Here is a 13067-nt window from a genome sequence, read left to right as displayed (position 1 = left end):
GCCGTGCGGTGCGCTGTGCGCTGTGCGGAGAGGTCAGCCGCGCTGGATGCCCGTGGTGTCCTGCAGGACACCACGACGCCCGTCCTGCGTCTGCGCCACCAGACCCGGACCGCGCTGCTCGACCGCCAGGTACCAGGTGCCGGGCGCCAGTTCGGCGATCGGCGTCGGCGAACCGTCCTCGCCGTACAGCGGACGGGCCACCGGCACGGCGAACCAGAACGGGGCGAAGTCCGACGCCGCGCCGCCCTGCGAGGCGTCGGCCGGAGCCGCGGCCGCGGCCGGCTGGCCGGCATCCTGCGGCTGCGGCACACCCTGCTGGGCGCCGTAGGGCTGGGGCTGACCCGGCTGGCCACCGTACGACGGCTGCTGGGCGCCGGCGCCCGGGTAGCCGTAACCACCCTGCGGCTGGGGCTGCATGCCGTACGGCTGACCGACGGCCGGGGCCGGCCTGGGGGCGCCGACGAGCGGGGCCTTGAGTGCCGGGACCAGTGGCGTGGCGATGGCGCCGCCGGCCAGGGCGATGGTGCCCAGGAGACCGAGGATGGCGCCGGCGCCCGCGCTGTTCATGTCGATGATCGTCCAGAACATCGTCCAGAGGGCGAAGATCGTGAGGGCCACACCGAACTGGCCGAGCTCGAGACCGACGACCTTGCGGCCCGGCATGGAGCGGCTGAGGACCAGCAGCCCCGCGCCGATGATCCCGGCGACGTAGATGGACATCACCGTGGAAAGTGAGTCCCAGGCGTTGTAGGTGCTGCACTCGACGCCGCTGGGGCAGTCGGTGCTCACGAAGTTGAGGAACGAGGCGATGAACAGCACCACCGCTGCTCCGATCACCACGCCGTCGCCTCGAGTGAGGGAGCGGATGTTCACGTAAAAATCCTTCGTCGTCGTCTCATCATCGGGGCGGTCTTCGCCGCCGCCTGTTCGGCGGTGTGCGCTGACGCGGAGCTCGGGGGTGACTCCCCATCGTAGAGGTGAATCTATCGTCTGCCGGTTCCGGACGTCCGCCCGGTATCGCACTCACCGCTGGAGGTAGCTGCTGATGCCGTCCGCCATTCCCTGGGCTGCCTTCTGCCGCCAGCTCGCGCTGGTGAGCAGAGCGACGTCCTCAGGATCCCGCATATTGCCGCATTCGATGAAGACTTTGGGCACGGTCGAAAGGTTGAGCCCGCCCAGATCGCTGCGAACGTCCAGTCCGGTGCCGTCGCCCACGTAATTGGAGGGGGAGCTTCCGGTGGCGCGCAGGAACTTGCCGGCGATGCGCTCGCCGAGCTCGCGCGAAGGGCCCACGATCTCCGAGGTGTCGGCGGCGCCCGCCTTTACCCGACCGGGGAGGATCACATGGAACCCGCGGTTGCCGACCGCGGAGCCGTCCGCGTGGATCGAGATGACCGCGTCGGCATTCGCTTCGTTGCCGAACCGTGCCCGTTCGTCGATGCACGGACCGAACGGGCGATCGGCGTCCTGGGTGAATTCGACCTGTGCGCCCTGCTTTTCGAGCAGTGTGCGAAGACGTCGTGAAACATCGAGGGTGAAATCGGCTTCCCGGTAGCCGGCGTCGGTCGCCGTACCCGTCGTGTCGCATTCCTTGCGCTTGGTGCCGATGTCCACCTGCCGGTTGATCTCGCGGGTGTGCGAGAAGTTCCCCGGGTTGTGCCCCGGGTCCACGACGACGACCTTGCCTGTCAGTGGTCCTGACTTCTTGGAGGGGGTCGTCGCCGGGGGCTTCGACGTGGCGGGCGGAGAGGCGGCCGCCGACGGGGTGGGAGTGGGGGAGTCACCCGGCTTGCCCGCCGTCGTGGCGCTGCCGGCGGGGGTGCCGCCGTCGGAACCGTCCGCCTGCCAGGCCAGCCACCCGCCCGCTCCCCCCACGACCAGTGCCGCGGCCGTGACGGCGGCGACAAGGCCGCGACGGGAGCGGTGCGGCCGGGGATCGTGGTGCTGGTTCTCGTCGTACGACACGGTCGCGATGCTAGCGCCCGCGGGCGGTCGGCCCGGGGATCAGATGCCGGGACCCGTGCGGCGCAGTACGCGGAGGGAGTCCGTGGCCGAGACCTCGGTGAACGCGCCGGACGCCAGCGCTCGCAGATAGATGCGGTACGGGGCCTGGCCGGTCCACTCGTCGAGCGGGTCCGGGAAGACGTCGTGGATCACGAGCAGGCCGCCCTCGGCGACGTGCGGGGCCCAGCCCTCGTAGTCGTTGGTCGCGTGCTCGTCGGTGTGGCCCCCGTCGATGAACACCAGGCCGGCCGGCCCGCCCCACACCTTCGCCACCTGCGGTGACCGTCCCACGACCGCGATGACGTGGTCCTCCAGGCCCGCCTTGTGCAGGGTGCGGCGGAAGGAGGGCAGCGTGTCCATCAGGCCGACCTCGGGATCCACCGTCTGAGGGTCGTGGTAGTCCCAGCCGGGCTGCTGCTCCTCGCTGCCCCGGTGGTGGTCCACGGTCACGGCGACCGTGCCGGCCTCGCGCGCCGCGTCGGCCAGCAGGATCGTCGAGCGCCCGCAGTACGTCCCCACCTCCAGCAGCGGCAGCCCGAGCGCGCCCGCCTCGACAGCGGCCGCGTAGAGGGCGAGACCCTCGTTCACGGGCATGAAGCCTTTGGCGGCCTCGAAGGCTGCGAGGGTCTCCGGCTCGGGGGCGGTGGCGGCCATGGGCGGGTCCTCCTGGGCGGACGTGCTGGTGGGGGCCATCGTGCCCTACGCGCGAGCGGCTTCCCTCGGCCGAGGCCGATTGCGTGATCCACCTCACCGGAACGCGGCGGGCTGATCACGGCGGGCTGGGAGATGTTCGCGAACGGGGCGGTCGCCTTGTCCGGCGACCGGCTCCGACCCCACCCCGCCGAACCTGCGAGTTCGGCACGTAGCATCGGTGCGTTTGCTCTGACTTGGCGAGTTCGCAAGGGGGAAAGTCATGGCCGGCGGAGGGCGGAAACGCCTCGGTGTGGTCGGTGGGTTGCTGGCGGGGGCGGTGTTCGCGACCGGTATCGGGCTGTACGCCACGGACAGTCCGCCGTTCCGCGACAGCTACTGCTGGGGAGCGTGGCAGGAGAACAGCGGCCCGTCCTTCCTCGGTGAGGAAGCACTCGGGAAGTCCGGTTCCGTCCGCAGCGGAACCGAGTCCAAGCCGCCGTCGGCCGAACGGCCGCAGGCGACCTGCACGGTCGCGGTGTCCTCGACGGTCGAGGACAGCGACTCCGACGAGCCGCTGACCTTCGACGAGCGGGTCGTCGTCGACTACGGTCCGGTGCCCGAGGCCGCGAAGGAACGCCGCGCGTGGCTGGCCCACTACCTCCACGGTTCCGCCGCCCCCCTGCCCGACGGTCTCGACGGACTGGTCGCGGGCGACCGGGCGATGCTCGTGCTGCCGAAGGCGTGCGACGTGGACGGCCGGCCGTCCGTGGTGACGCTCCGCAGCGAGGGCTGGGGCGACGGCCACCTGGGCAAGCTGGCCATGCCGTTCACCATCGCCACGTACTCGGGTGTCACCCGGATGCTGCTGGAGGTGGCCAACATGGGCATGGAGAAGGCGGGGTGCGCCCCGGACGAGCCGCTGCGCACCACGTCGCCGCTCGTCACCGTCGCCGAGGCCCAGGAGAGCGCCGGCGACCCGCTCTGCCGGATACCCGGCGTGCGCTTCGCCTTCGGCGACGGCGCCCGTTACGAGCAGCAGGTGGGCGCCGTGACGCCACGACTGCAGACCTGCTCGGTGGTGTGGAAGTCCCGCGGGGAGCCGGACGAGCCGGCCGCGCAGTACGTGATGGCCGGTGAGCCGCGTACGGTCGCGCTGTTCGCAGGGCTGCCCGAGGGGGCCGGCCAGGGCCTGTCCCGCGCCGTGTGCGACGGCCGGCCGACCGTGTTCTACGGGCACGTCCGGGGCGGACTCGCTGCCGACAAGGCCGCTGCCGAGCGGTCGTTCAAGAACTTCGTCGCGTCCGTGGGCAACCGCATCGGGTGCGGGACAGGGGGCAGGGCATGACCACGGACAACGAAGGAAGGCCCGGGGAGTTCGGTCCGCCGGTGCCGCCCGGCACGACACGTGACACCTCGCCCGGTCCCGCGAGGCCGTCGCCGCTGCGCCGTCTCCTCCGTAACCGCACCGTCCTCGCCGCGACCGCCGCAGGGCTCGTCGGCGTGCTGCTCGGGGCGGGGACGGTGGCCTGGCGGACGGACACGCTCCCGCTGCTGAAGCCCGACCCCTGCTGGGACTCGCTGCGCGACTCCAGCGTCTCCGCGCTGTTCGGCGACCGCCGGCTCGAGGTCGACGAGCAGGCGCTGCGACGCGACCCGAGCACCGCGTCCCTCTCGTACGGGCAGTGCCGGATCACCAGCTTCAAGGGCGAGGAGGCGCGCCGGCAGGCGGTCGTGCGGGTGCACTCCCTGGACGGTCTGTACGGCAACGACGGCCGGCGTTGGCCGGCCGAGTTCCTCTCCAGCCGCATGGTCGCGCTGGGCGACGGGCTGCCCGGCATGGTGTCCGCCTCCCGCGCGTGGCTCGCCCTGCCGCAGAGCTGCGTGGGTCGCCCCGGCCTGTCGGAGGGCGCCACCGTCGTCGATGTGGCCCTGGGCGAGCACGACTTCGACACGCAGAGCGAATACGACGGGGAAAACCGTGACGCCATGACCCGCGTGGTCGTCGACGCGGCCAACGGTGTGATCCGCGAGCTGGGCTGCACCGGCACCTACCGGGCGCCGGAGGAACTGCCGGCTCTTCCCGAGTGGGAGAAGGTGCGGCCGGACGCCTTCTGCGGGGTGAAGGGCCTCGAACTCCCCGCCGCGTACCGCAAGAGCCTGGAGCTGAACCGCCTCGGCGGCGAGGGCGGGGCGGCCCGGACGTGCGACTCGGGCCGTGACGGCTACCGGGGGATACGGATGTCGACGGTCGTCGATCCCGCGGTGGCCGAGGTCTACTCACTGGAGCTGCGCAAGGGCGGCGCCCGCGTCAAGGGGACGAAGGGGGGCGGGATGATCGGTCCGACCCGCGCCGTGTACCGGCTCTCGTGCCAGACGGGGCCGGTGGTCATGGTGGTGGAGGACATCGATCTGCTGCGCAGCGACGTGAACTTCGTCCGGGACCTGCTGCCCGCCTATGTCGAGGCGGAGTCCGAGCGCATCGGCTGCGGCCCGGTGAAGGTGACACCGGCGGCTTCCTGACCGGACCGTGCCTCCTGACCTTCCGTCAGAATGGAACGTGTTCTACTCTGGCACGCGCTTCCTCGGCCCTGCCCGCGAGACGGAAGGAGTGCCAGAGATGAAGGCGTACATCGTCGGCGTCGGCACCACCAAGTTCGAGAAGCCCGGGACCCGCGAGTGGCAGTACTGGGACATGGCCCGGGAGGCCGGCGCCGCCGCGCTCGACGACGCGGGTGTCGCGTACGAGCAGGTCGAGCAGGTGCCCGTCGGGTACTGCTTTCAGGCGTCCACCGCCGGGCAGCGGGCCGCGTACGAGCTCGGGCTCACCGGTGTGCCCGTCTACAACGTCAGCAACAACTGCGCCACCGGTGCGACCGCGCTGATGCTGGCCCGGCAGTTCGTCGAGGGCGGCGCCGGCGACTGCGTACTGGCGCTGGGCTTCGAGAAGATGACCCGTGGCGCGCTCGGCGGCGACGCCGGGCAGGGCGACTTCGCCGCCTCGCCCGTCGCCCGCCACTACGGGGTCATGGCCGCCCGGCACGGCTTCGCCGAGACCCCGCCGACCGCGCAGATCTTCGGCAACGCGGCCCGCGAGCACATGGAGCGGTACGGCACGACGGCGGCGCAGCTCGCCGCCGTCGCCGCCAAGAACCACCGGCACTCGGCGGACAACCCCGACGCCCAGTTCCAGGACCTGTACTCCGTCGACGAGATCCTCGCCGCCAAACCGGTCCACCCGCCGCTGACCAGGCTCCAGTGCTCGCCGACGTCCGACGGCGCGGCCGCCGCGCTCGTCGTCTCCGAACGCTTCGTCGTCCGGCACGGACTGCACGGCAAGGCGGTCGAGATCGCCGCCCAGGCGATGACCACCGACACCGAGGAGTCGTTCGCCTCCGGCTCGTGCGTCGACGCCGTCGGAAAGCCGATGTCCCGCGCCGCCGCGCTCGCCGTGTACCAGAAGTCCGGGCTCGGCATCGAGGACGTGGACGTAGTCGAACTGCACGACTGCTTCTCCGTCAACGAGCTGCTGACGTACGAGGCGCTGGGCATGTGCCCGGACGGGGAATCCGGCAAGCTCGTCGAGAGCGGCGCGACGACGTACGGCGGGCGGTGGGTGGTCAACCCGTCCGGCGGCCTGATCTCCAAGGGGCACCCACTGGGCGCCACCGGGCTCGCGCAGGCGGCCGAGCTGGTGCGGCAGCTGCGCGGCGAGGCCGGGCCCCGCCAGGTCGACGGCGCCCGCACCGGCCTCGCGCACAACATCGGGCTGGGCGGTGCGGCGGTGGTGACGCTGCTGCGGAGGTCCTAGGACCCGCGGTCCCGGCGGGCTACGTCGAAATCAGCATGTACGGACCGCCCCCGGCCTGCGACCATGACGCCCATGGTCCGTCCCGCATCGAAGACACAAGAGCCCGTCCGGCCCGCTTCCGCCATGCCGTCCCCGCGCACCTGGGCGGTGATCGCCGCCGCGTGCGCCGGGCAGTTCCTCGTCGTGCTCGACGTGTCCGTCGTCAATGTAGCGCTGCCGTCGATGCGTGCGGACCTGGCGCTGTCGCCGACCGGGCTGCAGTGGGTGCTGAACGCGTACTCGATCGCGTTCGCCGGATTCATGCTCCTCGGCGGCCGGGCGGCCGACATGTTCGGCCGCAAGCGGATGTTCCTGGTCGGGCTGAGCCTGTTCACCGCCGCGTCCGTCGCGGGCGGACTGGCGCAGGAGGGCTGGCAGTTGCTGGCGGCCCGCGGTGCGCAGGGGCTCGGCGCGGCCGTGCTGGCGCCCGCCACGCTGACCATCATCACCGCGGCCGTGCCGCCGGGCCCCGCCCGTACCCGGGCGATCGCCACCTGGGCGGCCGTCGGCGCGGCGGGAGGCGCGGCCGGCGGGCTCGTCGGCGGTGTGCTGACCGACCTGCTGTCCTGGCGCTGGGTGCTCCTGATCAACGTCCCCGTGGGCGTGCTGGTGCTGGCGGCCGCCGTCGTGTGGCTGACCGAGAGCCGTACCGGCAAGAGCCGCAGGCTCGACCTGCCCGGCGCGGTCCTCGCGACCGGCGGTCTGGCTGCTGTCGCGTACGGCATCGTGCAGACGGAGGAGTCGGGGTGGGGCGAGGCCGTGACCCTGCTGCCGCTGCTCGGCGGGCTCGCGCTGCTCGGTGCGTTCCTGGCGGTGGAGGCCCGGGCGAAGGCTCCGCTCATGCCGCTCAAGGTGTTCCGCTCGCGGGCGGTCTCCGCCGCCAACGTGGCCATGCTGGTGACCGGTTCCGCCGCGTTCGCCATGTGGTTCTTCATGACCGTCTACGCCCAGAACGTCCTCGGCTACACGCCGCTCGAGGCCGGGCTCGCCCTGATCCCCAGCTCGGTGAGCGTCATCGTCGGCTCCAAGCTCGCGCCGCCGCTGATGGCCAGGGGCGGCGCCCGTAACGTCGCCGTCCTCGGTGCGCTGATCGCCGCCACCGGCTTCGGCTGGCAGTCGGCGATGGACGCCAACGGCGAGTACCTGACGGCGATCGCCGGCCCCGGCGTACTGATGATGGCCGGCATCGGCCTGGTCGCCACCCCGCTCGCCTCGCTCGCGACCTCCGGTGCTGCGCCCGACGACGCGGGCCTGGTGTCCGGCCTGATCAACACCTCGCGGACGATGGGCGGTGCGCTGGGCCTGGCGATCCTCTCCACGGTCGCGGCCTCCCGCTCCGGCGGCGCCACCGACCCCGAGTCGCTGACGGCCGGTTACGCGCTGGCGTTCCGTACCGGCACGGGGGTGCTGCTCGCCGCCGCGGTGCTGATGCTGCTGTGGCTGCCGCGTCCCGCGGCGGACCGGGCGTAGGGCCGCTCTCCGCGGACCGGGCTACAGCCAGCCCTGCCGGCGGGCCACCCGCATCGCCTCCATGCGGTTGCGGGTGCCGGTCTTGCCGATCGCCGACGACAGATAGTTCCGTACGGTCGACTCCGACAGACGCAGCGCCGCCGCGATGTCGGCGACCGTCGCCCCGTCCACCGACGCGTTCAGGACGTCCCGTTCCCTGGCGGTGAGCGGGTCCGGGCCGGCGCCGAGCGCCGCGGCCGCGAGCGCCGGATCGATGACCGTCTCGCCCGTCAGCACCCGCCGGATCGCCTGCGCCAGTTCCTCCACCGGCCCGTCCTTGACGAGGAAGCCGGCCGCCCCCGCCTCCATGGCCCGCCGCAGATAGCCGGGCCGGCCGAAGGTGGTGAGGATCAGCACCCGGCAGTCCGGGACCTCCCGCGCCAGGTCGGCGGCGGCGTCCAGGCCGCTGCGGCCCGGCAGCTCGATGTCCAGCAGGGCCACGTCCGGCCGGGACGTGAGCGCCGCCTCCACGATCGTGTCGCCGCGCCCCACCTGCGCGACGACGTCGATGTCCGGCTCCATCCCCAGCAGCAGCGCGAGCGCGCCGCGCATCATGCCCTGGTCCTCAGCGAGCAGCACCCGTACCGACGCGGCGGGTCTGTGCTCGCGGGGCATCTCGTCCATGGGCTCAGGTTACGACCGGACCGGCAGTTCGGCCGTCACCCGGAACCCGCCCTGCGGGCACGGGCCCGACGCGAGCGTGCCGCCCGCCGCGGCCAGCCGTTCCGCGAGGCCCCGCAGACCGCTGCCGGGCACGTCGGAGGGGCCGGGACCGCGCCCGTCGTCCGTGACAGTGAGACGGACGTGTTCGGTGGTGCCGGTCAGGGCGATCTCGCAGTGCGACGCCCCGGCGTGGCGTACGACGTTGGTCACCGACTCCCGCACCACCCACGTGAGCAGCGCTTCCGCCTCCGGTTCCAGCAGCGGACCGGACAGGCGCACCACCGGTTCGACCCCGGTCGTCGTCAGGGTGTCGCGGGCCCGGCCGAGCTCGGCGGTCAGACTGCCCTCGCGGTAGCCGGTGACGGCCTCGCGGATCTCGGTGAGGGCATGGCGGCCCACCGCCTCGATGTCACGGATCTGGGTCAGCGCCTCCGTCATGTCGCGCCCGCCGAGCCGGCGGGCGGCCTCCGCCTTGACCACGATCACCGACAGGGTGTGGCCCAGCAGGTCGTGCAGGTCGCGGGAGAAGCGCAGCCGTTCCTGCTCGACGGCGCTGCGCGCCAGCTCCGCGCGGGTGGCGCGCAGTTCCCTGACCGTGTCGGAGAGCGCCAGTACGGCGGCGGTGACCATCGACGAGATGAACGTGCCGTACACGACGCCGATCGCGTCCCAGCCGTCCCGCCAGGCGGCGACGGCCCCCGCGGCGAGGCACAGCGGGACCACCACCCACCCGAGCAGCGGGCCGCGCAGGGCCGCGCCGACGGCCAGGCCGAGGAGGGGGAAGAAGAGCAGCCAGTTGCCGCCGTAGCCGGCGGCGAGGGCGAAGGTGATCGCCGCGAGCGCCGCCAGGGCCCAGCGGGTCGGGGCCGCGTCGCGTCTGGTGTCGTCGAAGGCGCGGAAGACGACGGCGATGTAGAGGGAGTTGAAGACCAGCACCCCGAGTCCGCCGACCCAGGGGTTGGGCGTCTCTCCCTTGAGCAGGTTGGCGACGGCGCCCAGGCCCATCAGCAGCCACGGCAGCATCGTGAACCCGGTCGGCGGGCCGGCCGCCATGGGCCGGCCGCTCTGGGGCGTCCTGGAAAGCGTCCTGGAGCTGTTCATGGCCCGACGCTACGGACCGGGCAGGGGCACCCGGCAGATCCGTCCGTACGGACCTGCCGGTGACAAATGTCCCGGGCGGAGCCCGCGCGGCGGCCCGGGGGCGCTGCCTGACATACCGTCAGCCGTCTTCACAACTGCCGGGGGCCGCGCTATACAGGAGCCCATCGGCCTAGAACGCGTTCTAGAACGGGCTCGCCCGGCCGGTCCCGTACGACCTCGGTGCGGCCGACGGTGCGGACGACCGCGCCGAGGTCTTCCACTCCTCGAGGAGCAGCAGCCCCATGCCCATCGATGCCGCAAGGGCCGTCGCCGCGGAGCCCCGCTCCACCACCATCACCTGGGACCACAAGGACATCCAGCTCTACCACCTCGGCGTCGGCGCCGGGCGTCCCGCCACCGACCCCGACGAACTGCGCTACACCCTCGAATCCCGGCTGCACGTGCTGCCGAGCTTCGCCACCGTCGCCGGAGCGGGCACGGGCGTGGTGGGCGCCCTCTCCGTGCCCGGCCTCGACTTCGACCTCGCCGCCGTCCTCCACGGCAGCCAGCGGGTCGAGCTGCACCGCCCGATCCCCGTCAAGGGCACGGCCACCTCCACCACGCGCGTCGCCGCCGTGTACGACAAGGGCAAGGCCGCGATCCTCGTCCTGCGCACCGAGGCGGCCGACGACGACGGGCCGCTGTGGACCAACGACTCCCAGATCTTCGTACGCGGCGAAGGCGGCTTCGGCGGCGAACGCGGCCCCTCCACGCGGACGGCGCCCCCGGAGCGGACACCGGACCGGACCGTCGAGCGCGCCGTCCGCGAGGACGCGGCCCTCCTCTACCGGCTCTCCGGCGACTGGAACCCGCTGCACGCCGACCCCGAGTCCGCGAAACTCGCCGGCTTCGACCGCCCGATCCTGCACGGCCTGTGCACCTACGGCATGACCCTCAAGGCGGTCGTCGACACGCTCCTCGACGGAGACGTCACCCGTGTCCGCTCGTACACCGCACGCTTCGCGGGCGTGGTCCTACCCGGCGAGACCCTCCGCATCCGCATGTGGCGGGGCGACGACGGCCGCGTGCGGGTGACGGTGGCCGCCGTCGAACGGGACGACGCCCCGGTCCTCGCCGACACCCTCGTAGAGACCCTGTGACAGCCTGCTGAAGGGACGTGTCATGCGCGCAGCCGTAGTGCACGAGATCGGCCAGGGCAAGCTCGAAGTCCACGACGACGTCGAGGCGGTGGGCTTCGGCCCGGGCAAGGTGCGGATACGGATCCGGGCCACCGGACTGTGCCACTCCGACCTCTCCGCGATGAACGGCGTACTTCCCCAGCCCGCGCCCTTCGTCCCCGGCCACGAGGGCGCCGGCGAGATCCTCGAGGCCGGCGACGGCGTCACCGGCCTCGCCCCCGGCGACCGGGTGCTGATGTGCTGGCTGCCCGCGTGCGGCGGCTGCCCCGCCTGCCGGCGCGGCCAGAGCCATCTGTGCCTCGCCGGCTTCATGAACGCCGGCACCCCCAACTTCCGCAGGCAGGGCGGCGACGTCTTCGGCTTCGCCGGAACCGGCACCTTCACCGAGGAGGTCGTCGTCGACGCCGGCTGCGCCGTGCCCATACCCGACGACGTGCCCTTCGACATCGCCGCCCTCATCGGCTGCGGCGTGACCACCGGCCTCGGCGCGGCGATCAACACCGCCGAGGTCGAGACCGGTTCGTCGGTCGCCGTCATCGGCTGCGGCGGCGTCGGCATCTCCGCGATCCAGGGCGCGAAGGTCCGGGGTGCGGCGCAGATCGTCGCCGTCGACCCGGTCGAGTCCAGGCGGGAGGCGGCACTGCGGTTCGGCGCGACGGAGGCGGTGTCTCCGGACGGGCTCGCCGACACGAAGCAGCGGATCACCGCGGGGGAGGGCTTCGACTACGTCTTCGAGGTCGTCGGCAGGTCGGCGACGGCCCGCACCGCCTACGAGACGACCCGGCGCGGCGGGACACTGTGCGTCGTCGGCGCCGGAGCCATGGACGACCACCTGCAACTCAACATGTTCGAGCTGTTCTTCGACGAGAAGCGCATCCTGCCGTCCATGTACGGCGGCGGGGACGTGCTGCGCTCCTACGAGCGCGCCACAGCCCTGTGGCGGGCCGGCCGCATCGACCTGGCCGGCCTCATCACCCACCGCGTACCGCTCGCCGGCATCAACGACGCGGTCGCCCAGATGCGCAGCGGCGAGGCCCTGCGTACCTGCGTCGAGCTGTGAGGAGCCCCGCCATGTCCCTTCCCCTCGCCGGCCTGAGCGCGATCGTCACGGGCGCGGGTCGCGGTCTCGGCCGGGCCGAGGCCCTGGAACTCGCCCGGCTCGGCGCGGCCGTCGTCGTCAACGACTACGGGCAGCCTGGGCGCGACGGCACGGGCGGGTCATCCGCCGCACCCGCCGAGTCCGTCGCCGAGGAGATCCGCGCGGTGGGCGGCCGCGCGACCGCCCACCTCGGCGACGTCGCCGACTTCGAGACGGCCCGCGCCCTGGTCGACCTGGCGGTACGCGAGTACGGCAAGCTGGACGTCCTCGTCAACAACGCGGGCATCCTGCGCGACCGGATGGTCTTCTCGATGAGCGAGGACGAGTGGGACGCGGTGATCCGGGTCCACCTCAAAGGCCACTTCAACACCACCCGCTTCGCCGCGGAGCACTGGCGCATGCGCGCCAAGGCGTCGGGCGCCGGGCCGGTGTACGGCCGGATCGTCAACACCTCCTCCGAGGCGTTCCTCGCGGGCTCGGCCGGCCAGCCGAACTACGCGGCGGCCAAAGGCGGGATCGTCGGCCTGACGACGTCCACGGCGTCGGCCCTGGCCAAGTACGGCGTGACGGCGAACGTCATCTGCCCACGGGCGCGGACCAGGATGACGGAGGACGTCTTCCAGGGCGCCCCACCGCCGCAGGACGGCACCGTCGACCCGCTCTCCCCGGAACACGTGGCCCCCCTCGTCGGCTACCTCGCCTCCCCGGCGGCGGCCGGCGTCAACGGCCGCCTGCTGGTCGTCCACGGCGGCATGGTGGCGGTGATGGAACGCCCGCGGGTGGCGGCGAAGTACGACACGGCGAAGGACGCCTTCACGTACGCCGAACTGGACGAGACGCTGACCCCGTACTTCGCGGGCCGCCCGCGGGGCGAGACGTTCGCATCACCGGAGATCCTGACACTGCGCCGGGGCTAGCCAGCCCTGCGGGACCGTTCCCCCCCACCCCACCCCGCCCCTTCCCAACCGGGGGCTCCTCCCCCGGACCCCCGCGCCTCAATCGTCGGCGGGGCTGCTGTGCAGTCCGTCCGGCG

Annotated in this window: 12 protein-coding genes; 7 read left to right on the top strand and 5 right to left on the bottom strand. The window is 72.7% G+C overall.

The window, feature by feature from the left end:
* Window positions 1–33 precede the first annotated feature (33 nt).
* From OGH68_RS10200 to OGH68_RS10190, 3 genes are all read right to left on the bottom strand, one after another.
* Window positions 34–873, bottom strand: coding sequence for a DUF5336 domain-containing protein (locus OGH68_RS10200; RefSeq protein ID WP_264243053.1), 840 nt, complete (start codon window positions 871–873; stop codon window positions 34–36).
* A 150-nt stretch (window positions 874–1023) separates the two neighbouring features.
* A complete protein-coding gene (locus OGH68_RS10195; RefSeq protein ID WP_264243052.1) occupies window positions 1024–1965 on the bottom strand; it encodes an N-acetylmuramoyl-L-alanine amidase in 942 nt (313 codons plus the stop codon).
* A 39-nt stretch (window positions 1966–2004) separates the two neighbouring features.
* Entirely contained in the window at window positions 2005–2658 is a 654-nt protein-coding gene (locus OGH68_RS10190; RefSeq protein WP_264249997.1) for a class I SAM-dependent methyltransferase, read from the bottom strand.
* 259 nt (window positions 2659–2917) lie between these two features.
* On the opposite strand from OGH68_RS10190, the gene OGH68_RS10185 reads away from it, so the two are divergent.
* The 4 genes from OGH68_RS10185 to OGH68_RS10170 all read left to right on the top strand — a co-directional run bounded on the left by OGH68_RS10185 (window position 2918) and on the right by OGH68_RS10170 (window position 7954).
* Window positions 2918–3982 carry a hypothetical protein gene (locus tag OGH68_RS10185; protein ID WP_264243051.1) on the top strand — a complete coding sequence of 355 codons (1065 nt, stop codon included), beginning with the start codon at window positions 2918–2920 and terminating at the stop codon, window positions 3980–3982.
* A complete protein-coding gene (locus OGH68_RS10180) occupies window positions 3979–5157 on the top strand; it encodes a hypothetical protein (RefSeq protein ID WP_264243050.1) in 1179 nt (392 codons plus the stop codon). The genes OGH68_RS10185 and OGH68_RS10180 overlap by 4 nt, the downstream gene beginning before the upstream one ends.
* Window positions 5158–5254: 97 nt before the next feature.
* Window positions 5255–6445, top strand: coding sequence for a thiolase C-terminal domain-containing protein (locus OGH68_RS10175; RefSeq protein WP_264243048.1), 1191 nt, complete (start codon window positions 5255–5257; stop codon window positions 6443–6445).
* Window positions 6446–6517: 72 nt separating this feature from the next.
* A complete protein-coding gene (locus OGH68_RS10170; RefSeq protein ID WP_264243046.1) occupies window positions 6518–7954 on the top strand; it encodes an MFS transporter in 1437 nt (478 codons plus the stop codon).
* A gap of 21 nt (window positions 7955–7975) precedes the next feature.
* Here the strand turns inward: OGH68_RS10170 and OGH68_RS10165 are convergent, their stop codons facing one another.
* Window positions 7976–8617: a response regulator transcription factor gene (locus tag OGH68_RS10165; RefSeq protein ID WP_264243045.1), complete on the bottom strand. Its 642-nt coding sequence runs from the start codon at window positions 8615–8617 to the stop codon at window positions 7976–7978.
* A gap of 9 nt (window positions 8618–8626) precedes the next feature.
* Complete coding sequence (locus tag OGH68_RS10160) at window positions 8627–9757, bottom strand: sensor histidine kinase (RefSeq protein WP_264243044.1); 1131 nt, start codon at window positions 9755–9757, stop codon at window positions 8627–8629.
* A gap of 281 nt (window positions 9758–10038) precedes the next feature.
* Between OGH68_RS10160 and OGH68_RS10155 the strand changes: the two genes are divergently transcribed.
* Genes OGH68_RS10155 through OGH68_RS10145 form a run of 3 tightly spaced genes read left to right on the top strand, consistent with a single transcriptional unit; the run spans window position 10039 to window position 12951 of the window.
* On the top strand, window positions 10039–10896 hold the full coding sequence (locus OGH68_RS10155) for a MaoC/PaaZ C-terminal domain-containing protein (protein ID WP_264243043.1): 858 nt from the start codon (window positions 10039–10041) through the stop codon (window positions 10894–10896).
* A gap of 22 nt (window positions 10897–10918) precedes the next feature.
* Complete coding sequence (locus tag OGH68_RS10150; RefSeq protein WP_264243041.1) at window positions 10919–11995, top strand: Zn-dependent alcohol dehydrogenase; 1077 nt, start codon at window positions 10919–10921, stop codon at window positions 11993–11995.
* Window positions 11996–12006: 11 nt separating this feature from the next.
* A complete protein-coding gene (locus OGH68_RS10145) occupies window positions 12007–12951 on the top strand; it encodes a 3-oxoacyl-ACP reductase (protein ID WP_264243040.1) in 945 nt (314 codons plus the stop codon).
* The last annotated feature ends 116 nt before the right edge of the window (window positions 12952–13067 follow it).

Source organism: Streptomyces peucetius (assembly GCF_025854275.1).
Classification (GTDB): Bacteria; Actinomycetota; Actinomycetes; order Streptomycetales; family Streptomycetaceae; genus Streptomyces; species Streptomyces peucetius_A.
This window is presented reverse-complemented; position numbering and strand designations above follow the sequence as displayed.

What these genes read in the sequence shown, in the direction of transcription:
- OGH68_RS10190 (WP_264249997.1), bottom strand. Translation starts at nt 2,658, where the DNA reads ATGGCCGCCACCGCCCCCGAGCCGGAGACCCTCGCAGCCTTCGAGGCC.
- OGH68_RS10185 (WP_264243051.1), top strand. Translation starts at nt 2,918, where the DNA reads ATGGCCGGCGGAGGGCGGAAACGCCTCGGTGTGGTCGGTGGGTTGCTG.
- OGH68_RS10180 (WP_264243050.1), top strand. Translation starts at nt 3,979, where the DNA reads ATGACCACGGACAACGAAGGAAGGCCCGGGGAGTTCGGTCCGCCGGTG.
- OGH68_RS10175 (WP_264243048.1), top strand. Translation starts at nt 5,255, where the DNA reads ATGAAGGCGTACATCGTCGGCGTCGGCACCACCAAGTTCGAGAAGCCC.
- OGH68_RS10170 (WP_264243046.1), top strand. Translation starts at nt 6,518, where the DNA reads ATGGTCCGTCCCGCATCGAAGACACAAGAGCCCGTCCGGCCCGCTTCC.
- OGH68_RS10165 (WP_264243045.1), bottom strand. Translation starts at nt 8,617, where the DNA reads ATGGACGAGATGCCCCGCGAGCACAGACCCGCCGCGTCGGTACGGGTG.
- OGH68_RS10160 (WP_264243044.1), bottom strand. Translation starts at nt 9,757, where the DNA reads ATGAACAGCTCCAGGACGCTTTCCAGGACGCCCCAGAGCGGCCGGCCC.
- OGH68_RS10155 (WP_264243043.1), top strand. Translation starts at nt 10,039, where the DNA reads ATGCCCATCGATGCCGCAAGGGCCGTCGCCGCGGAGCCCCGCTCCACC.
- OGH68_RS10150 (WP_264243041.1), top strand. Translation starts at nt 10,919, where the DNA reads ATGCGCGCAGCCGTAGTGCACGAGATCGGCCAGGGCAAGCTCGAAGTC.
- OGH68_RS10145 (WP_264243040.1), top strand. Translation starts at nt 12,007, where the DNA reads ATGTCCCTTCCCCTCGCCGGCCTGAGCGCGATCGTCACGGGCGCGGGT.